This window comes from Paenibacillus sp. RC334 (assembly GCF_030034735.1).
GTDB classification, from domain to species: Bacteria; Bacillota; Bacilli; order Paenibacillales; family Paenibacillaceae; genus Paenibacillus; species Paenibacillus terrae_A.
In genome coordinates this window covers 2,881,838-2,903,090 of the sequence record NZ_CP125370.1, presented here as the reverse complement: position 1 = coordinate 2,903,090, position 21,253 = coordinate 2,881,838, and the positions used below count along the sequence as shown (strand labels likewise).

Below are 21,253 nucleotides of genomic sequence, written 5' to 3'. Positions count from 1 at the left end.
GCTTCGAAAAAGATGCTTGTAGAGCAAACCTTAAATCGTATGAACGTTAATGGGAGAAGGAGATGAGGCAGAGCATGTTAAACAGTACGTTAGCGGATTACCCGCGGGATACAACGATTCATCAGTTGTTTGAGGGGGAGGCTGAGCGCACACCGGAGCAAGTGGCCGTTGTATTGGGAGACAAGCACTTGACGTATGCTGATCTAAACAAACAGGCTAATCAGCTTGCCCGGGTTCTGCGGAACAAAGGCGTAAATAAAGGCGACCCCGTCGGGATTATGGCCGAATGCTCATTGGAAATGATCGTCGGTATTTTCGGAATTTTAAAAGCCGGGGGAGCCTATGTGCCGATTGACCCGGAATACCCCAAGGAACGTATACGCTATATGCTGAAAGATTCTGGCGCAAAGCTCCTGCTAACCCGGTTACCAATTGAGCAACAAGTGGAGCTCAACGTTCCTGTACTGGATTTGTCGGACAAGCGAAATAACAGGGAAGAAACAGGGAATCTCACCTCCATTCATGGCTCAGATGCACTAGCCTGCATTATGTATACGTCAGGCTCTACGGGCGAACCGAAGGGAAACCTGACGATGCACTACAATATTACACGTGTTGTCAAAGAGACAAATTACATCCGATTCGCGGCAAAAGATCGAATCTTGCAATTGGCCAGTTTTTCGTTCGATGGTTCTACATTTGGCATTTTCGGGGCACTGCTCAACGGAGCCACCCTCGTTTTGACCCCACAAGCCCAAATCATGAATGCACGTGAGCTATCGAGTGTACTGCGCACACAACAGATTACAAAATGCTTCATCACGACAGCACTTTTTAATGCATTGGTGGATATTGATCCGGATTGCTTTGCCACACTTGAAACCTTGCTATTCGGTGGTGAAAAGGTGTCGGTCAGCCATGTGCGCAAAGCATTTGCCCGTCTGGGCTCTGGCCATTTAATTCATGTCTACGGACCGACAGAGAGTACGGTATTTGCAACGTTTTACCGGATTGATCATTTGGATGAAGCTGCAAATACCGTACCGATCGGTAAACCCATCAGCAATACATCGGTTTACATCATGGATCATGACCAGCATCCTTTGCCACAAGGAGTTGCAGGTGAACTGTACATCGCCGGCGATGGATTAGTGAAAGGTTATTTGAACCGTCCAGAGCTGACAGAGGAAAGGTTTATTCCGTTTCCAGGGGTACCGGGGGGCAGGTTGTACCGAACCGGAGATTGGGTAAAAGAGCAAGCGGACGGAAACATTGAATATATCGGCCGGATTGACGATCAAGTGAAAATACGGGGCTACCGAATTGAGCCAGGGGGAAATTGAGGCACAGCTATTGAAAATAAAGGATATACAAGCAGCCGTTGTTATCGTGCGTGAAGCTGGGAACGGACAGAAGCAGCTGGGAGCGTACTTTAGGGCAAGCCAAAGGCTGACGACAGATGAAATTAAAAACACGCTTTCTGCAAAGCTGCCGAATTACATGATTCCCTCTTTTTTTATGCAATTAGAGCAGATGCCACTGACACGGAATGGAAAGCTGGATCGCAAGATACTGTTGTCCTTTGAAGACAATGGACATACCGTGGCAGCAGCATACGTATCCCCTGAGTCAGGGCTGGAAGCCAGGCTGATGGAAATCTGGCAGGATGTATTAGGGATTCAGCAGTTCAGTGTTGTAGACAGCTTCTTCGACCTTGGCGGACATTCTATTCATGCGCTTACGTTAATGTCACGGATGGAGGTGGCTGGATATCATACCACTTTGACAGATATTTACCACTATAAGACGATCCGTGCGCTCGCTGCTTATCTTCAATCGGCTCAAGATAGTGAAAGAGCCTTGAAGCAGCAGGGCACCATAGAAACCAAGCAAGAGTTGATTTCCTGGCTGCACCAAGAAACAGATGGTGTGTATGAGCTGGTGAAGTATCAAGTGCGGGATTTTCTTCACGAAGTGAGAGATACTCGAGTACTTTACTTCAACTCTGTGGACGACGTTAATCCTGTCATGCGGATCATGAACGGGAAAGTCGCTAAAGAACTGCAGCCGCATTATATTGTACCACTGCATCAAAAAGTAAAAATGGATAATCAATACCAGGTCATCGATGAAGAGGAGTTTGTCCAGCGTCTGGGCTTGAAAACTATGGACACGGATCAGGCGGCGAGGTTACGCGAGCAACTGGAAGACGATTATTTAAAAAGAGATCAGTGGGTTAAAACGGGGCAAGTGGCACAAGAATATCCGCTAAGTGGAATTCAACAAATGCAAATTTCATTTCATACACCGCCGAGTATTGGCCTATTTAGGCTGGACGAGTATGTGAATTATGATTTCTTGAATCAGGCTTATGCTCAATTTGTACAAAGTCAAGGATTACTGAGAAGCATTCCTGTGCAAAGAGATGAATGGACGTATTGGAGGGAATACGTACTTCCCGACGCCGATTTGCCAACACTCACCATCCTCGACGTAACGGACTGCAATCCATATGGCCCCTTTATGGAAATGATAAACGATTACATGACAAATACCCGATACACGGGAGAGCGTACTTTGTTTCAGATGTTTGTGCTAAAACGAAATCTGCGCGAGCATGTTGTTATAACGCTTTACCATCATGCGATATGCGATCGGGTGACCTCTGAAGTGGCAGAACGACAGGTGCTTGCTTCCTATAGAAATCTGCTTCAAAACCACTCCCTTCCTACGGATAAAGTGAAGCCCTATATGGATTATGTAGAACAAATCCAAAGCGGACCCAGCGGAATCACTGAACAGGCATTGATATCCGACTTTCATCTGGAAGCGTTCCAGCAAAGCAAGCAGGACCTGTTACAAACTCCGAAGCTAAGAACGAGCACAGAAGCCTATCTGTTTAGCGTGAGCATCCCGGCTGAAAACCCATCCTTGGAATTTGCGCTCTCTGTCTTTACAAGGGGCTTGCAAATCTATTTAGGTATGGACCAGTTGCCATTGTTATTTTTATATGATGGAAGAAGGTACGATGAGGCGACGTATTATAACACGGTCGGTGAGTTTATTGATTTTGTGCCTATGCTGATGGATATGAAGCAGAACCCGGATGAAATGCTGCTGTCTGTCAGAAGCAGGCTAGATTTATTAAAACGCCACACGATTAATTTTATGAACCTGCTTACAGGACCTGCCTACAAAAACAGGTGGGAACGCGCCAGAACACTTGTACAGTTTGGGAAGCAGTATGAGCAGCTAGATGTATTCATGTTTAACTATTTGGCCAATAGCGCAAAGGAAGGGTTGAAGTGTAGCCAATTTTACGATGATACTGTCATAAAGCAACCGAATCCGCTGCCGATCTATTCGCTGTTCAACTGCATCGCTTCCTCCTACACAGACGGTCTTATTTTTTCAATGCGGTGCAGTTACGAGATTGGGGTTGAGGAAGTCAGGGCTGCTTTTTATCAGGCTGCCAGTATAGCATCTCAGAAAGGGGAGGTTCAATAAGTGATCCAACCTTACTTGCCTTTATTTTCCCATCGCAGAGGGGATGCCGGACAGACTGAAGACAAAGATCAAGTCCTTTACCATATTCGTTTGGAAACAAGACAGGTCAAAACGATCATGGAGTTTGTACAGCAGCATCAGTTGGGTATGCCTTCTTTTATCGCAGCCATATGGTCTGTGCTTTTATCCCATTACGCCAATCAATATACAGTACCTGTTTTATATTCCATGTTATCAGACAGAGAGGGGACACAACGTCGTCAGGACTATCCGCTTTTTATCCATATTCAGAAGGAAGATCATCTTCTCTCCTTGATGCAAAGAATAAAGGCAAAATGGGATAAGCGAGATAGCAGCAGTGAGTGGAGTGAGGATCTTTCGCAGTACATGAAAGTGGATTCCCCACCAGAAATAGATGGAGATTTTTTCAATGTGGGCATCGTAGAGACTTGTGGTGATCTCTCGCATTCAAGTTCGAGCACAAAAGCATTGGCTTCTCTATGCGGTATAAATCAGCCTGAGATTGCGCTCTGCTACCGTCATGGTTCGGAAAGATTAGAGTGCGCAATACACTATGATAGCAGGCATTTTGGTAAAAAGCAGATCGCTAATCTCGCAGGCCACTTTCAGATACTGCTGGCTAATGCACTCCATCTTCCGGAGAAAGCGGTACTCCTTCACCCCATACTGACAACGAAAGAATACGAGCAGATACAACAATGGAATGATACGGAACAAGCATATCCTTTGGATAAAACCGTGGTTCAATTGATTGAGGAGCAGGCTGCCAGAACTCCCGATGCAATCGCATTGGAGTTTGAAGGGCAGAAGCTGACCTATTCGCAGTTAAATCAGCGGGCTAATCAAATCGGCCGCGTGATTCTAGAGTCGGTTTCCACAGGAGAGGATGGCGCTTTACAACCCGGCACGCTGATTGCCATCTTTATGGACAGAAGCGCAGATGTAATCCCGGCAATGCTAGGAGTTATGAAGGCAGGGGCCGCTTATCTTCCGGTCGATCCCCAATATCCTGGAGAACGGGTTCGATTTATTTTAGAAGATGCTCAGGCCAAAATGATTATCACGCACAGCCAACTGGTAAATAAGCTAAATCCATCTATGAATCAAATGAATATGAAAGCGCATTCGCTTATTTGTGTAGATGAATGCCTGGTGCAGCAGTATGATCATCCCGACGAGAATTTGAATATTCAGGTTAAACAGAACGACCTGGCCTATGTCATCTACACATCCGGCTCCACTGGAAATCCGAAGGGGACGCTTATTGAGCACGCCGGACTGGTTACGTTAATCCCTTACCTTGTTGAAAAGTTTCGTATTACCCCTGGCTCCAGAGTTATGCAATTCGCTTCCATCAGTTTCGACGCTTCGGTCTACGAATGGATCGGAACGTTAACAGTAGGCGGGACACTTGTTGTGCTGTCGAATGAGGAGCTGCCTCCTTATGCGGATATTTCAGATGTACTCGAAGAGAAAAATATCCACATTGCCATGCTGACGCCGTCTGTGCTGCGAACCATGAAACCAAGAGAACTGCCTGAACTGCATACAATCGTATCCGCGGGAGAACCCTGTACGCCTGATATTGTGAATTATTGGGGAAGAGGACGACTGTTTGTGAACGCTTACGGACCGACCGAAGTGACGATTTTATGTTCCACCTCGGTATGCAAACCAGAGGCAGAAATCACGATTGGCAAACCCACCTATAACAAACGATTGTTTGTATTCAATCCATTTGGTAATTCTGTGCCGGTCGGTGTTCCCGGTGAATTATGGGTGGGTGGCGTAGGGCTTGCCAGAGGATACCTGAATCGTGAGGAGCTGACCCAGGAGCGTTTCGTTCACAAAGAGATGATCATCGGACAGCGAGAGCGGTTATATCGAACCGGAGACGTCGTGAAATGGACGCCAGATGGTGAACTGGTATTTATCGGCCGTAGTGATGAACAGATTAAAATCAGAGGCTACCGTATCGAACTGGGTGAAATAGAGCATCAGCTTCGCCAGCACCCTGACATCCGTCAATGTGTCGTTCGAGCCTGGAAGGATGAGTCCTTCCATAAACTGGTGGCTTACTATACTGCCTTAAAAAGGCTGACTGAGGCTGAATTGGCCCAGTATGCAGGCTCTATTTTACCTGCTTATATGGTTCCTGCTTATTTTTGTCAGTTGGATTCAATCCCCGTAAATACAAACGGGAAAGTTGATCGTCAAGCTCTTCCCGATCCGACCACATTATTTGTCTCTGCTGACAATGCTGTGGAAGCAGGAGAGGGCAGTTTCGAAAAGCGACTGCTTTGCATTTGGCGACAAATTTTAAAAAGAGGCGATATCGGTGTAAACGATCATTTTTACGCGGCCGGGGGAGATTCAATCCTGGCCATTCAGGTCGTCTCTATGGCCAGAGATCACGGTATGATGCTGACCCCAAGACAAGTTGCAGAGCATCCAACTATCAAGGAATTAGCTGCTGTGGTTACTTGGACAGAACGTGAGAAGAAGGAAGATAGTATGGTTGATTTGACAGGCGAATTTGGTCTGACGCCGATCCAGCACTGGTTTTTCGAGCAGCAGTTCAAAGAACCGCATTATTTCAATCAATCCCAGCTGTTTCTACTCCGTGATTGTGATCCCGTAAAGCTGGAAACGGCCATCCAACAATTGATCAGACTTCATCCAGAGCTCTCGATGCAGCTCGTAGCTGGCAAGCATGGATATTCGCAGCGCTACCGAACGGATACCACCATTCAACTTGCCAGTCATACCATTCAGCAAATCGCTGATCCCGAATCTGAAATTTCAAGCATATGTGATGCATGGAACAGACAACTGAATTACGCGACAGGCCAGATGGTTTATGCAGGCGTAATCCAGGGTCACCCTGACGGTCAAGTCCGCTTATTTATAACGATTCATCATTTGGTTATTGATGGCGTGTCCTGGAGAATATTGGTTCAGGAATTGGATCAATTGTATCAAGGTACCGAGTTGTCTCCTGTTTCAAATCCGTACAAAAAGTGGCAGTCCGTAATGATGAATTATGCCAAAAATGAAGTTACTTTAAGTCATATAGATTACTGGAAAAAAGTGCAGCTCCAAAATGCAGCATTTGTGCTGCCGGTAGACCATTACGCGGATTATAAAATGAGCAGTGAGTCTTCGGAATTGGTTACAATGCTTACTACCAACGATACGCAGCTACTCTTGTACCATTGCTCCCAGGCATATCATACCGAGATCAACGACCTGCTGCTTACGGCCTGGTCGCTGGCGCTCTCCGTTTGGTCCGGACAGGAGACGGTTGTGTTTCGGCTGGAGGGGCATGGACGTGAACACTCTGTATCCGATATGGATCTGACAAGAACCATCGGTTGGTTCACCTCGATGTTTCCGGTATGCATCCGGGTTACGGACACTCACTCCTTGGGAGTTACGATCAAATCCGTTAAAGAGCAGTTACGTTCTATTCCTCATCGCGGCATGTCATACGGTGCTTTGAGATACTGCCATCCGAACGAAGAAGTCCGTTCCGAGCTAACAACTTCCGAGCCTCAGGCTCTATTCAATTATTTGGGTCAATTCGATCAGACAACTACGAGCGGGCTAGACCAGTGGTTAAGTTTTACACGTGACGCAGCACAGGACCATAGCTCACCGCTTAATCATGGAACAAGCCTGTTGGAACTTAACTGTTCCATCGTTCATGGACAACTGCATTTGTTCATGAAATATAGCAAACGCCACTATGAAGAAACGACCATTACTCAGTTGATAAATACTTTCATATCACGTTTGCTTTCTATCATCGAGCATTGCAGCCAAGCTAATTACGAAGAGTTTACACCAAGTGATTTTCAATCGGTGTCACTGGAGCAGCATTCGCTGGATCAGATCGTAAAGACCTATTCTAAGCAATATGGTCTCAATAAAATGATGCATTTAAGTCCGTTGCAGGAAGGTCTGCTATTCCATTATTTAGATCATCCATCTTCCGATCAATACTTCGTACAGGTTAGCTGGAAATATCACGGCAGGCTGGAGGTAAATCGTTACCAGGAAGCATGGAGCCACGTCATTGCTGAAAATGATTGCTTGCGGACATGTTACGTTTGGGATGAATTGGACAAGCCCATACAATGTGTCCTTCGAAAAGTAGAATTGGATTGGACTTTTTGGATTTTAGAACAGAGTCTCCAGATCGGCAACAGAAGTATATCGAACAATGGGCAACGTCGGATCGTAATCGGCGTTTCGATCTGCATCAGCCTGCGTACCGTATAACACTGATTCAGACTACCCCAGAGGAATGGACAATGATCTGGAGTTACCACCATATTTTGCTGGACGGTTGGAGCCTGCCGCTGCTGCTGAATCGGGTTCATGAAATCTATGCTTGCAGCTTAAAAGGCATGGTGCCGCAGCATAGCCTGTCCCGCTCTTTTGAGACTTACATTCGTTGGCTGAACAATAAAGATCGAACAGAAGCTGAGTCATTCTGGAAAGATTATTTGTCCGACCTAACGGAGCCGACCCTCCTGCCGATGGGGAAGAGAGGCATGCTTTCTGATGTGCATCAACCGATTGAGAAGCAACAGATTGAGACCATTCATATCGATTCAAGCATGACCAAGCGCATGGCGGCATTTGTACAACAAGCGCAAATTTCACTAAACACCTTGGTGCAGTTCGCTTGGGGGAAAGTGCTGCAAGTCTATCATGATGCAGATGTAACCGTATTCGGCATGATCGTGTCCGGTAGAGGATCCGATCTGTCAAAAGCGGACCACATCACGGGCCTGTTGATCAATACGCTTCCTCTGGTTATGCATTGGAATGTGGAACAGACCATTACCGAATATGTTAAGGAGCTTCACCAAACGATTCAAAAGCTGAACGATTACTGCTATGTGAGCCTGAACGAACTGAAGGGCTGGAGTGCCATCCAAGGACATACATTTTTTCACAGCATCGTGGCCTTCGAGAATTATATGAACGACTACCGTCAGCCTGAACATGGGTTGGAGATGTCAGCTATGAAGGAACGAGAGAAAACCAATTACCCGATGACTATCACCATTGCCAATGACGGGGAACAGATCACTCTCAAGTTGATTTACGATGCAGATCGCTTGAAGCAAGCAACGGTTTGTCGCCTAGCTGAGCATCTGCTAAATACATTGCAATATGCACTGCAATATCCGGATCGCGCGGTTGGAGACGTTTGTTTAATAGATAAGAACGAATATGATCGAGTCGTCTACGATTGGAACAATACGTATACAGAGTACCCTAGGGAGAGTTCCATTGTTGACTTGTTCCATGAACAAGCGAAGCTACGGCCTTCACAGCCCGCTGTAATTGAGCACAACCAGGTAATGTCTTACCACGCCCTCAACCAAATGTCCCAGTACATGGCCAATAAGCTAACGGATGATACCGACAGTCATGGGAAGTTTATCGGGGTTTACTTGCCGCGCTCTCTCGAATTCATTGTCTCCATCCTGGCGATCATGAAAGCGGGATGTGCCTATGTTCCCATAGATCTCGATTTTCCGGCAGAAAGAACGCGCGAATTGATCAAGGATGCCAGACTGGACACCATCATCACCTCACAGAAAGGGGCAGAAAGTATCTCGGAAGCCTGTAAGGGAATCCGTTTAAAACTGATTTATACGGAGCATATTGACCAGTCTGGAGTTGTACCACAAGAAGAGAAGGAGAACATGAATGCTCCAAGCGACCTTGCTTACCTGATGTATACATCAGGCTCGACGGGAAAACCCAAAGGCGTGATGGTAGAACATCGCAATGTCGTCCGCTTGGTCAAAAACACCAGCTACTTCCCGTTTTCCTCTGACATCAGGTTGCTCTATACGGGTTCGCCTGTTTTTGACGCTTCTACGTTTGAAATTTGGGGAACATTGCTGAATGGAGGCCATCTGTATGTAGTTTCAAAAGATGATCTTCTAAATATCTATATGCTGGAGCATCGAATGAAGGAGTGGAAAATTAATACACTATGGCTAAGTTCCGCATTGTGCAATCAATGGATTGAAGAAAATGAAAAGATGTTTGCTGGGCTCAAATGGCTGGCTGTAGGTGGGGAAGCTTTATCGGTTAAACATATAAACCGTATCCGGCTTGCCTATCCAGAGCTTTCGATTCTCAATGTATATGGTCCAACGGAGAACACCACGTTTTCGACGAGCTACCGGATCGAAGAGCCTTTTGAGCAGGATATACCCATTGGCAGGCCCATTAGTAATTCAACTTGTTATATTCTGGACAAACGGGGCTGTGTCCAGCCTGTCGGAGCAGTCGGGGAATTATATGTGGGAGGAGACGGGGTTGCAAGGGGATATTGGCTGCAAAACCAGCTGACACAGCAAGCGTTTACTCCAAATCCATATACTTCTGCCAAAGATCGCGAAAGAGGAGTAAATCCAGTTCTCTACCGCACAGGAGATCGGGCGAGATGGTTGCCGGACGGTAATATCGAATATATTGGACGGGTTGACGATCAGGTGAAGCTTCGCGGCTATCGAATCGAACCCGGAGAAGTCGAGTTCCGTCTTGGCGGCTACCCTGTCGTAAAAGATTGTCTGGTCGTTGCCCGCGAGATTTACGGGGATATGCGGCTGATCGCTTACTATACAGCGGAAGAGGAAGAGCGGGAGGAACAGCTTCATACTTTTATGGCTGACGGTCTTCCATCTTATATGCTACCCTCTCGTTACGTTTGGCTGAAGACGTTCCCATTAACGGTCAACGGGAAAATCGATCGTAAAAAGCTTCCTTTGCCAGAAATCCATAGGGGCGATAAAGAATCAAATTCTGGACCAAAAACTGAATTGGAACAAATAATAGAAGAGATTTGGGGCAGGGTTCTGAAGCTTGATCACATCCGCAAGGATGAAGACTTTCACGCGTTGGGAGGACATTCGCTTTCTGCGCTGCGTATAGCGAGTCTACTGCAAAAAAATGGTTATCCGGTTACAGTCAACCAGATATTTCGCGAGCAGACCATCGAACGCTTGGCCCTTTCATTGAGCAGGGGAGTGACGGATACAGCCACTGTTCTTAGTCCGAATATGGATATCCCAACTATTCAGTCTACAACAAAAGTATACCCGGATGATGGATTTCCGCTGTCTGCCGTACAAAAACGTTTTTTTCAAAGAGATCTGGCGAATCGCAACATGTTTAATGTGCCTTACCTGGCTCTGCTCAAGAAATATATTCCCAGAGAATTGCTGAATGCTTCGCTGGAGGTACTATTGAACAAACATGCGGCCCTACGGCTGTCATTTGCTCAACTGGATCATGATGAATGGTACCAGTATGAGCAAAAAATGAGTGTGGAACAGGTTGTTTCTTACGTGCAGTTGCAAGCGATCCCAGGGTCACATGATACCTACATTTCGGAATACTGCGCGAAGGTTCAGCATGAATTTGATATCGAGGAGGGCCCTTTATGGAAGGTCGTGCTGTTTGATCACTATTGCGAAGAGAGACGGCAGGTGATATTGCTCCTGTTCCATCATTTAATTTTTGACGGCATATCCATAAACATTTTTTTAGAGGATTTGAAGCATCTTCTCTTGCCGGGAATGGGGAGTGATTTGGCGTTACATGGTGAGGAGGAAAGCAGTTATCGGGATTGGTGCATGGCGTTGACACAATATGCGGCGAAAGACGTTTCTTCTAAAGCATCAATCTACTGGAGAAAGGTTGTAGAAGGTGGTGAGTCTTTTCAGGTCGACAGGGATTCGGAGATCCAGCCTCTCCACCGCCACATGACAACAATAACGCAAGATTTGCTTGAAGGAGAGGAACATATTAGTCTTTTAAAAGAATTGGCTGTGAAGCAGCATACTACACCGCTTAGCATGATACTAACAGCATTGTCACAGGCTTGCTACCAATTGAAAAAGCAATCCGATTTGCTGCTGCATGTGATGTCTTATCAACGCGAGTCTTTTTTATCGGGGGTTGTGATTGATCGTACGATTGGTTTTTTTGCCGGAGCTTATCCCATTCTAATCCAGATTCCCGAAGAGGAGTCGTCAAAGAATTGGGAAATACTTCCTGAACATGTCAAACACACGTTGCAGTATATTCCATCTGAAGGACTGGATTACTTTATTTTACGATATATGATACAGGATACTTATCCCAATATGGAGCCACTAAAAGACGAAATACACATGCTTTTCCATTACCAATCAGAGGAAATAAATGGGCTAGCCGACGATTTTTATGAGCCTTTGGCTATTCCCTTCGGAAATACCAATGCGGCCGACAATCCCTCCGCCTACTGGTTAAATATGACGGCAAGCTTAAAACACGACAGATTAAGTTTAACCTGCTATTACAGTTCACTGCACTATGAAGACCAGACCATCGCCGAGCTTGTACGTTTAATTTCCGGGCATCTTTGTCGCAGCATCAATGTTCATCCGTACACTACGATAGTAGAGGGGAGCTTCCGGTTATGAAAATATACGAATTTTGTCCTTTTTTTAATGAAAATCGGATTGCAGATATTAAAATAAGAGAAAATGACCGCTGGATTGACGAGCTGCATGTGGTCGAAGCTAACAAGACTTTCAGTTATTTAGATAAGCCACGCAACTTCAATTCAAATTATCTTGGCCCGAAGGTGATTCATCATCCATTTCATGCTGATGATCTGTTTCGTGAACCCGTGAAGCATCAATTGTATTTTGATGTGGCTACCTGTGGTGCGGATCACTTTGACCGCTGGTATTGGCGTCTGCTCAGCTACAACAGCGCATTTCATAATGAGGCTTGTCAAAGAAACAGGAGTACCTCTATCTTGCGGGATAGGGTCGAGGATGATGATGTGATCATTCTGGCTGACTTCGATGAGATCATTGATAGTCGGATGGCGGATCGGATTGTTTCGGAAGTGAAGAAACACCAGATTATTACAATTAAAATACACTATTCCGTATTCTTTCTGAACCTTTTTTGCCAATCTAATCACGGTGCTCCTCATTGGAGCTATCGTGTGTTCGCGATGACGGGTCGTTACTTCAAAAGTATGCCTTTCTCATCGGACTATCTCAGGAAGAAGGGAATTGCCGAAGCCCTGTATCATGACATCTATTGCTTGGACGAACCAGCCGGATTCCATCATTCATGGCTTGAATATCAGAAAACCGCGCTTCCCAAGTTGCAGGCATTTGCCGCCAATGTAGAGGATAAAAGTATATTGAATGCAGATTATATTGATCAATGCTTAAACGATAAAAAACTGTACTATATCGACACTGAACTTTATGTTGACAACTCAAAATCGTTTTTGAGCAGTCTTCAAGAAGTTGAAACGAATGATCTTTGGTATGAATAAAGAAGGCTTTACTTAGCTTGTCGAGAAACCCAGTCTATTCAAGACAAGGGTTTCTCTTTTGGTTTTTTGAGACATAGGATTGCTGTTGACGAAGCTGGAATTATATATTACTGTATTGATATTAACATTTTGTTTTTATCATTGAGTTAAAATAAAAGAATGTTACATAAGCTGTTTTCGCTGCTTGATTTAGAAAGCAACTATTACCCATATATGAACAGGTAGGTGACGCAAGTGACAAATACATCGAAGCACAATCATGACGGTTTGACGGAGGAACAATTTTTGGCTGTATATGATGCCAATCAGTATGAGCGTCCATCGGTAACGGTGGATATGCTGCTTTTTACCGTGATGGATCAGCTCCAGCACAATTACCGCAAGCTGCCGGAGAAGACACTCCAGCTACTTCTGATCCAGAGGGGAGAGCATCCGTTTCTGGGTCAATGGGCATTGCCAGGCGGCTTTGTAGGGATGGATGAAAGCCTGGAAGAGGCTGCACGACGTGAGCTTAAGACTGAAACGAATGTAGACCGGATTTATATGGAGCAGCTATATACATGGGGAGATGTGGCACGTGATCCACGAACGCGGGTCATCAGCTGCGCTTACATGGCACTGGTAGATCATGATTCACTGGAGATACACGCCGGAGATGATGCTGCGGATGCCCAATGGTTTGAGCTGGACTACAGTGTGGCTCAGGAGACACGGACGAATCAGCCGGACGGTTACAGATGGGAACAAAACATTGACATTACATTGAAGCATGGGGACATTCACCTGTCAGCCAAAGTAAAAGTGACTGAAATTCTCAAGGGAAAGACCATTGAGGTCAAGCGAGAAGTGCTGGAATCACAGGGGATTGCTTTTGACCATGCCCAAATTATTGTGTACGGCATCGAGCGTTTGCGCAGCAAAATAGAATATACAGATATTGCTTTTCACCTGATGCCATCCCTGTTTACATTGAGTGAGCTTCAACAGGTATATGAAATAATTCTGGGTAAGGAACTGTTGGCGGCAGCCTTCCGTCGCAAAATAGCTGAACTTGTGGAAGAGACGAATGAATATAGAAAGGCGGCCGGACATCGTCCGTCCAAGTTATACCGCTTCAAGCCCCGGTCGCGTTTTATGTAGCATGAAGTAATATGAAATGAGGAATTAACGTGGAAAAGTTTACATTTTTTTATCGCAGTCAGTCGCCATTTTCACAATGGTACCCCTCTGTGTTTATCGTGGATGGATTGGAATTCAACTGTGCGGAGCAATATATGATGTTTAAAAAAGCTGAGCTTTTTGGAGATGAAGAGGCGGGCAGTAAAATTATGCAAGCCCCTACCCCTCGGGAGCAAAAAGCACGTGGCCGTAGTGTGCGCGGATTTGATCAATCCTTGTGGGAGGCGAATTGCCGACAATTTGTGTATGACGGTAACTACGCCAAATTTACACAAAATCCGAATTTACTTAAGCATCTGCTCAAAACGAAAGGAACTACACTGGTCGAGGCCAGCCCGACGGACACGATTTGGGGTGTAGGATTGGCTGAAAATGATGCCCGCATACGGAACCGCAAATCATGGCGAGGCACCAATTGGCTTGGAGAAATATTGACGAAACTACGTGAGGATGTACTGCAAAAGGAGGAATAGCCATGATGAAACATACCATGAACCCCCGGAGCAACCGGGATATTCGATCACATATGGCGCAGGAAACGTTATCTATTTTGGAGAATGGATATTATACGAATACCAAACAGGCACAAGTGAATATTGCACAAGAGGTAAGCAACGCCATCACAGGTTCGAAGCTATATGCACCGTCCCAGCTTGTGGCTGTAAAACAGGAGGCGGAGGAAAAGATTTTTCTATTAAAAGGCGCATTAGAGTCTTCTCGGCTGACGCAACAGACGATTCATGAGAAGATGGAAGTTACGGGAGAAAGCACATTGGAGGCGGCGTATAGGCTCCAGGTTTCGGAGAAGCTGGAGCACGTGGCGTGTCTGAATTTTGCATCAGCCAAAAATCCGGGTGGCGGATTTCTCGGAGGCAGTCAGGAACAAGAGGAAAGCCTGGCTCGATCGTCAGCATTGTATCCTTGTATTTTACAAATGGAAGAAATGTACCAGCACAATCGGAAGCTGCGAAGCTGTTTTTATTCGGATTATATGATTTATTCGCCTGATGTGCCGGTATTTCGGGATGATCAGGGAATGCAGCTGGAGAAGCCGTACCTAGTCGCTTTTCTGACCGCACCTGCTGTTAATGCTGGAGTCGTGCGAGAACGGGAGCCAGAGCAGGTAAATCGGATTGGCGAAGTGATGCTGGAGCGAATTCGTTACATACTCAGTTTGGCTGCGCAAAACGGGGTAGAGCATCTTGTACTGGGAGCCTATGGCTGTGGGGTATTCCGCAATAAGCCAGAAGAGGTTGCCGTCTGGTTCAAGCAAGTGCTTGTAGATGAAGGATATGGATTGTTGTTTGACCGGATTGTTTTTGCGGTGCTGGATCATACAGCAGGACAGCGTACCTTGAACGCCTTTAAATACGGCCTTTCCTAAAACTGGGGGACGTGTTTCAAAAACCATATACAGTGATAAGTTATGAAAAAGGAGAGTGCTGAATGAATCCAAATGAGAACGTCACCTGGCATGCGTCAGACGTTGACAAGCAAGCGCGCCAGCTTCTGAATGGGCATAAAAGCCCGGTACTTTGGTTTACGGGGCTGTCTGGCTCGGGAAAATCAACGGTATCCTCCACACTGGAAAAAGCACTATTTGCACGAGGCATACACACGTTTATTTTGGATGGGGATAATGTTCGGCATGGTCTAAATCGCAATCTGGGTTTCCTGCCCGCTGACCGCAAAGAAAACATTCGTCGTATTGCTGAAGTAGCGAAGCTGATGTCACATGCGGGAGTGCTGACGATTTGTGCTACGATCTCTCCTTATCGTGAGGATCGTGAAATGGTAAAGGATATCTTGCAGCAGGAAGGCTGTTATGAAATCTATATCCAGTGCAGTTTGGAGGAATGCGAGCGACGTGATCCCAAAGGCATGTACAAGAAGGCAAGAGCCGGAGAAATACGCCATTTTACTGGTATTGATGCGCCTTACGAGGCACCTTTGGAGCCTGAGCTCATCGTATCCACTGAAGGCCGGGAGATTGGCCAGTCGGTTCAGGATATACTGGATTTTCTCGATAGGGAATCATTGTTGCTCTAATCTTCGCCAAACCTTTTTCAAATCTTCCTGAAATCTTCATTATCTAAAATGGAATTCATGTTTAAATAGAATAGACCTCTCGATCTTGAAGCCGTCTGAAATTTCCCCCTAGTTTTTTCAGATGTTCGGCGCTAGAGGCGGGAGGTTTTTTGTTTACAGCACATAACCAACCAATTCATTCAAGAGGTGATTTCAATGATGAATAAACAACCAACCAACCTGACTACCAGCTGGGGCGCTCCTGTCGGTGATAATCAAAATTCTATAACGGCTGGATCACGCGGACCTATATTGATTCAGGATGTGCATCTACTGGAAAAGCTTGCGCATTTTAACCGGGAACGTGTGCCAGAGCGTGTGGTTCATGCCAAGGGCGCAGGAGCGCACGGCTATTTTGAAGTCACTAAGGATTTATCTGCCTATACAAAAGCAAGCTTTTTATCTGAGGTAGGCAAGCGCACACCGATGTTTATCCGTTTTTCTACGGTTGCCGGTGAGCAAGGCTCGTCTGATACGGTACGCGACCCGCGTGGTTTTGCGGTGAAGTTTTATACCGAGGAAGGCAACTACGATCTCGTAGGTAACAACACACCCGTATTTTTCATCCGGGATGCTATCAAATTTCCGGACTTTATTCATACGCAAAAACGTCACCCGCAAACGCATCTGAAAAACCCTAATGCTGTTTGGGATTTCTGGTCCTTATCTCCTGAATCGCTGCATCAAGTAAGTATTCTGATGTCCGATCGCGGCATTCCCGCTACACTCAGACATATGCATGGATTCGGTAGCCACACGTTCAAGTGGGTCAATGCCGAAGGGCAGGCGGTATGGGTGAAATATCATTTTAAAACAGAGCAAGGCGTTCAAAATCTCGATGTAGAACTGGCTGCCAAAATTGCCGGTGAACACCCGGATTATCATACCGAAGATCTGTTTAATGCCATTGACAAGGGTGATTTCCCTGCATGGAGGCTTCATGTGCAAATTATGCCTGTGGAGGATGCGGACACATACCGCTTTGATCCATTTGATGTGACGAAAGTATGGTCGCAAAAGGATTACCCGCTGATCGAGCTGGGACGCATGGTATTAAATCGCAATCCTGAGAACTATTTTGCAGAAGTAGAGCAAGCAACGTTCTCTCCGGGTTCGTTCGTTCCAGGTATTGAAGCATCTCCGGATAAAATGCTGCAAGGACGCCTGTTTGCCTACGGAGACGCACATCGCTACCGCGTAGGTGCAAATCACAATTCATTACCGATCAATCGACCACATGCGGAAGTACACAACTATCAACGTGATGGTGCATTGCGTAGTGACGACAATGGTGGTGGATCGGTCTATTATGAGCCCAATAGCCTTGGTGGACCCAAAGAGTCACCAGCGCACAATATCGCTCCTTTTGAAGTGAGTGGAGAAGCACAAAGTGTGGGTTATGATCATCATGATCACTATACTCAACCGGGCGATCTGTACCGCTTACTCAGCGAAGAAGAACGGGCGCGTCTGGTACAAAACATCGTGGGTGCGATGAAGCCGGTGGAAAGTGATGAAATCAAGCTGCGTCAGATTGGACATTTCTACAAGGCTGATCCTGAGTACGGACGCCGTGTAGCCGAAGGTTTGGGCTTGACCGTTCCTCAAGGCGAGTAGAGGTGTCCGCAACTCCCACACACAAATAACCTTAATTAATTAAAAAGGATGTCCCAACGCCATCATATAGATGGTTGATGGGACATCCTTTGCTTTTGAGTACGATGTAAAGCGGGTGTTTGTGGTGGACGCTCCGCGAACGGAACGTTGCTCCAAACGCTGTTGTCTCCAGATTTATTGAATTACACTCAGCGGTGTAAATCTGGAGACAAAGGCGACCGCTGCCGCTTTTCCGCAATCGTTCCATCCTCTCCGCTGCTTTTAGTGTGGCCAGTTTATAAGCCGAAGGACAAGAATCAAAAATCAGAAAAGTCGCAAGCCTTCAATAATCACGAGGTTTTGTGACTTATTTAGGTGTGTTTTGTGTTTGAAAATATAATTGATGCAAGCAGCATAAAGCCAGCGGAGAGGACGGAATCGTTCTGTAGAAGCGCCAGCGATCGTAAGAATGATCCGTTCTCGTAGCGGTCATAGATCCACGAATGTACACATCCTCCAGCACTATAAATTGCTATATCTTCTGCAACCGAGGCAAATAGATCACAAGAAACAGCGACCGCCCTAAAGCAAATACGATGAACGAGAGCCAAAGCCCATGATTCCTATAGTGGGGAACGCACCAGAACAGCGCAATCAAAAAGAAGACCAGTGAAATGAGCATTGAATTACGGATTGGGTACGTCACCGTCATGCCTGTAAATACACCGTAGAAGACCAGACCCAGTCCAGCGGCCAGTGGAAAGGCGACTAGCCAAGCGTTATATGGATCCGTAAGGCTGATCACGGTAGCGTTATCGGTAAACAGACGGATAAGCGGCTCCTTCAGTGCAAAATACAGCCCACCCGTCAGCACGCTGGTTACAATCGTCCAGAACCAGGATAAATGAATAACTCTTTGCAGCATTTTTGGATCCCTTGCACCTCGGGCTTGACCCGTCATGATACTGCTGGCGTTGGCAAAACCGTCAAAAAAGTAAGCCATAAGGTAGTGGATTTGCAGCAAAATAGCGTTTGCTGCCAGTTGATCGGTTCCAAAACTCGCGCTGTTCGATGTAAACAGATTAAACATCGTCAGCAGACAGGCTGTCCGAATCATAAGGTCAAGGTTCGTTGCCATGACGCTTTTCAGCTCCGCAGCTCCAAACCATCCCCGCCAATCCCTCGGTCCACTGCGCTTCCATTCCCTCCAGACCGACGAACGAAGCACTAGCACAAAACCAAGCACACATGCGAGGACCTCAGCAATCAGAGTAGCGCCAGCCACACCAGCTACATCCCATTGCATGATTTGTGTGAATACAATAGCCAGCACCATATTGATAACATTCATGGAAATTTGCAAAAACAATGTAGCCTTTACGCGAGACAATCCCATTAGCCAGCCGAGCAGTACATAGTTCACCAGCGTGAGGGGAGCTCCCCAAATACGAATGTTAAAATAAATCGATGCCTGCGCCGCCACATCCTCAGCAGGATGGATAAGCTGGAGGGAGGCTAGCAGGATCGGCTTTTGCAGCAGAATGAACAACGCACCGATCACCAAAGCAATCCCCATCGGACGCATGAGGGCGGCTATACCCTGGTCGTTATTTTTAGCCCCGGCCGCCTGTGCCGTAAAAGCCGATGTGCTGACTCGCAGAAAGCCGAACAGCCAATATAAAGTATTAAAAATAAGAGTGCCTACTGCCACACCGCCCAAATAGGCAGAGTGGCTCAAATGACCGATTACCGCTGTATCCACCGCACCGAGTAGCGGGGTTGTAATCGTCGAGATAATTAAAGGAATGGCTAAAGCAAGATAGGCTCGGTGGGAAGGCAACATGTTGAAAAAACCTCCAGTAGCGATTGTGTATAGGAATGGCGATCTGAGTGAAATAAAGCTTCCTTGGAAAAATGCTCAAGGACACTGCCATCTTTCATAACCATGATCCGATCACTCATAAAGTGAACGGCTGCCAGGTCATGGGAAATAAATAGATATGCCAATCCCAGTTTATCCTGCAAATCCTTTAGCAGATTTAAAACGGTGGCCTGTGTGGTCACATCCAGACTGGCCCGTCGGCTCATCCAGCACGATAAAATCCGGCTCGGTGCTGATGGCACGCGCAATGGTTACGCGTTGCTTTTCCCCGCCGCTGAGCTGATGGGGATACTTATCCAGATAGCTGGAGGGAAGCTTCACCATACCGAGCAAGTGCTCGGCAATGTCCCTACGTCCCGAAGGCATACCCGTCATATAGGAGGGAACATAGCCTTTGAGCTGATCCAGCGGTTCCATCAACGATTGCAGGATGGTCAGTCTGGAGTTCAAAGCCGCAGCGGGATGCTGAAACACGGCGCCAAGTCTGCTACGAATACGCTTTAATTCACTTCGCTTTAATCCCCGGACTGCACGCCCATCTAGCACCAGCTCGCCTTGATCCAACGGGTCCAGCGTCAAAATACAGCGAGCGAGCGTACTTTTTCCGCTGCCGCTTTCCCCGACGACACCCAGACATTCTCCGGTGGAAATCGACAGAGAGATATCTTGCAGCACAGTTTTGCCCCCTGCGTAAGCCTTCGTCAAACCAGAAACAGTGACAACAGGCTTGGAAATGCCAAGCCGCTGAGGAGGTAATGCTTCATTATCCAAGTGATCCGCTCCTATCTGGTGTGGTCTGTTCTTCGGTGCTGTAGGGCAAACGTGCGGGAGCGCCTGGAGACAATGGCGGAATGGCCGCCAGCAACCGACGTGTATACGGATGCGAAGGATGATCCAGCACGGCTTGCGTCTCTCCAGTCTCCACAAGTGAACCTGTACGCATCACCGCGATTCGGTCCGCATACTTGCGGACATGCCGTAGGTCGTGAGTGATCCACAATACGGAAATCCCTGTTTCCATCCGTATCCGGTTGATGAGTTGGAGAACCCGGTGGGCTGTCAGTGTATCGAGCGCGGTTGTTGGCTCGTCGGCAATAAGCAGCTTTGGTTCCAGCAGCAGTGCAGCAGCAATAGCGGCTCGTTGCAACTGTCCGCCGCTGAGCTGGAACGGATAACTGCGATACACACGCTCCGCAGGAAGCTGTACCCGCTCCAGCACCTCCATACAGCGTTGTTTGCGCGCTTTACGATCCTGTCTGCCATGGGCACGTATCAGCTCGTCCAACTGGCTTCCAATACGAAGGAAGGGGGTGAATGCCCCGTGATAGTCTTGAAAAATATAAGAGATTTCATTGCCTAGCAAGGAACGCATTTGTTTGGCTGATAGGGCAAGTAAATTATTCTCCTTCCACGCAATGATCCCTTTGGCTGTAACGGAAGAGGGAAGAAGACCGCCGATGGCAGACGCGGTCATGCTTTTTCCGCTACCACTTTCTCCGGCGAGAGCAAACCATTCCCCCGGACGAACGGCAAGCTCAAGCCGGTTTACGATCGTTTTTGCTTTGGTCTGAATCGTTAGGTCTTTAATAGACAGCATAACC

General features: G+C 46.7%; 12 protein-coding genes and 1 pseudogene. 10 read left to right on the top strand and 3 right to left on the bottom strand.

Annotated features, from left to right (window positions below; translation table 11 throughout):
- Positions 1 to 74 precede the first annotated feature (74 nt).
- From QMK20_RS13305 to katA, 10 genes are all read left to right on the top strand, one after another.
- Positions 75 to 1,343 (top strand): non-ribosomal peptide synthetase, encoded by a 1,269-nt coding sequence (locus QMK20_RS13305; RefSeq protein ID WP_283656095.1) that lies wholly within the window; start codon positions 75 to 77, stop codon positions 1,341 to 1,343.
- Positions 1,324 to 3,507, top strand: a complete 2,184-nt coding sequence (locus QMK20_RS13300; RefSeq protein ID WP_283656094.1) for a phosphopantetheine-binding protein — start codon at positions 1,324 to 1,326, stop codon at positions 3,505 to 3,507. Before QMK20_RS13305 ends, QMK20_RS13300 begins: the two co-directional genes overlap by 20 nt.
- Positions 3,508 to 7,812, top strand: coding sequence for an amino acid adenylation domain-containing protein (locus tag QMK20_RS13295; protein ID WP_283656093.1), 4,305 nt, complete (start codon positions 3,508 to 3,510; stop codon positions 7,810 to 7,812).
- A complete protein-coding gene (locus tag QMK20_RS13290; RefSeq protein ID WP_283656092.1) occupies positions 7,704 to 12,029 on the top strand; it encodes an amino acid adenylation domain-containing protein in 4,326 nt (1,441 codons plus the stop codon). Before QMK20_RS13295 ends, QMK20_RS13290 begins: the two co-directional genes overlap by 109 nt.
- Positions 12,026 to 12,907 carry a glycosyltransferase family 17 protein gene (locus tag QMK20_RS13285; RefSeq protein ID WP_283656091.1) on the top strand — a complete coding sequence of 294 codons (882 nt, stop codon included), beginning with the start codon at positions 12,026 to 12,028 and terminating at the stop codon, positions 12,905 to 12,907. The genes QMK20_RS13290 and QMK20_RS13285 overlap by 4 nt, the downstream gene beginning before the upstream one ends.
- Positions 12,908 to 13,141: 234 nt before the next feature.
- On the top strand, positions 13,142 to 14,047 hold the full coding sequence (locus QMK20_RS13280; RefSeq protein ID WP_283656090.1) for an NUDIX hydrolase: 906 nt from the start codon (positions 13,142 to 13,144) through the stop codon (positions 14,045 to 14,047).
- A 29-nt stretch (positions 14,048 to 14,076) separates the two neighbouring features.
- Entirely contained in the window at positions 14,077 to 14,559 is a 483-nt protein-coding gene (locus QMK20_RS13275; RefSeq protein WP_283656089.1) for a riboflavin biosynthesis intermediates N-glycosidase, read from the top strand.
- 5 nt (positions 14,560 to 14,564) lie between these two features.
- Positions 14,565 to 15,470 carry a TIGR02452 family protein gene (locus tag QMK20_RS13270; RefSeq protein WP_283656272.1) on the top strand — a complete coding sequence of 302 codons (906 nt, stop codon included), beginning with the start codon at positions 14,565 to 14,567 and terminating at the stop codon, positions 15,468 to 15,470.
- A gap of 62 nt (positions 15,471 to 15,532) precedes the next feature.
- Positions 15,533 to 16,135 carry an adenylyl-sulfate kinase gene (cysC, locus tag QMK20_RS13265; RefSeq protein ID WP_283656088.1) on the top strand — a complete coding sequence of 201 codons (603 nt, stop codon included), beginning with the start codon at positions 15,533 to 15,535 and terminating at the stop codon, positions 16,133 to 16,135.
- A gap of 198 nt (positions 16,136 to 16,333) precedes the next feature.
- The gene (gene katA, locus QMK20_RS13260) at positions 16,334 to 17,791 is read left to right on the top strand and encodes a catalase KatA (protein ID WP_283656271.1); all 1,458 of its coding nucleotides are present in this window, start codon (positions 16,334 to 16,336) and stop codon (positions 17,789 to 17,791) included.
- Positions 17,792 to 18,302: 511 nt separating this feature from the next.
- Here the strand turns inward: katA and QMK20_RS13255 are convergent.
- The 3 genes and pseudogenes from QMK20_RS13255 to QMK20_RS13245 form a co-directional block, all read right to left on the bottom strand.
- The gene (locus QMK20_RS13255) at positions 18,303 to 19,613 is read right to left on the bottom strand and encodes an MATE family efflux transporter (RefSeq protein ID WP_283656087.1); all 1,311 of its coding nucleotides are present in this window, start codon (positions 19,611 to 19,613) and stop codon (positions 18,303 to 18,305) included.
- Positions 19,580 to 20,423: pseudogene (locus QMK20_RS13250) on the bottom strand (ABC transporter ATP-binding protein). The gene QMK20_RS13255 and the pseudogene QMK20_RS13250 overlap by 34 nt, the downstream one beginning before the upstream one ends.
- The gene (locus QMK20_RS13245) at positions 20,416 to 21,249 is read right to left on the bottom strand and encodes an ABC transporter ATP-binding protein (protein WP_283656086.1); all 834 of its coding nucleotides are present in this window, start codon (positions 21,247 to 21,249) and stop codon (positions 20,416 to 20,418) included. Before QMK20_RS13245 ends, QMK20_RS13250 begins: the two are co-directional and overlap by 8 nt.
- Positions 21,250 to 21,253 lie beyond the last annotated feature (4 nt).

Excerpts from the sequence above, each read along its gene's own strand:
- katA (WP_283656271.1), top strand. The coding sequence starts at position 16,334 with ATGAATAAACAACCAACCAACCTGACTACCAGCTGGGGCGCTCCTGTC.
- QMK20_RS13285 (WP_283656091.1), top strand. The coding sequence starts at position 12,026 with ATGAAAATATACGAATTTTGTCCTTTTTTTAATGAAAATCGGATTGCA.
- QMK20_RS13245 (WP_283656086.1), bottom strand. The coding sequence starts at position 21,249 with ATGCTGTCTATTAAAGACCTAACGATTCAGACCAAAGCAAAAACGATC.
- QMK20_RS13270 (WP_283656272.1), top strand. The coding sequence starts at position 14,565 with ATGAAACATACCATGAACCCCCGGAGCAACCGGGATATTCGATCACAT.
- QMK20_RS13255 (WP_283656087.1), bottom strand. The coding sequence starts at position 19,613 with ATGTTGCCTTCCCACCGAGCCTATCTTGCTTTAGCCATTCCTTTAATT.
- cysC (WP_283656088.1), top strand. The coding sequence starts at position 15,533 with ATGAATCCAAATGAGAACGTCACCTGGCATGCGTCAGACGTTGACAAG.
- QMK20_RS13305 (WP_283656095.1), top strand. The coding sequence starts at position 75 with ATGTTAAACAGTACGTTAGCGGATTACCCGCGGGATACAACGATTCAT.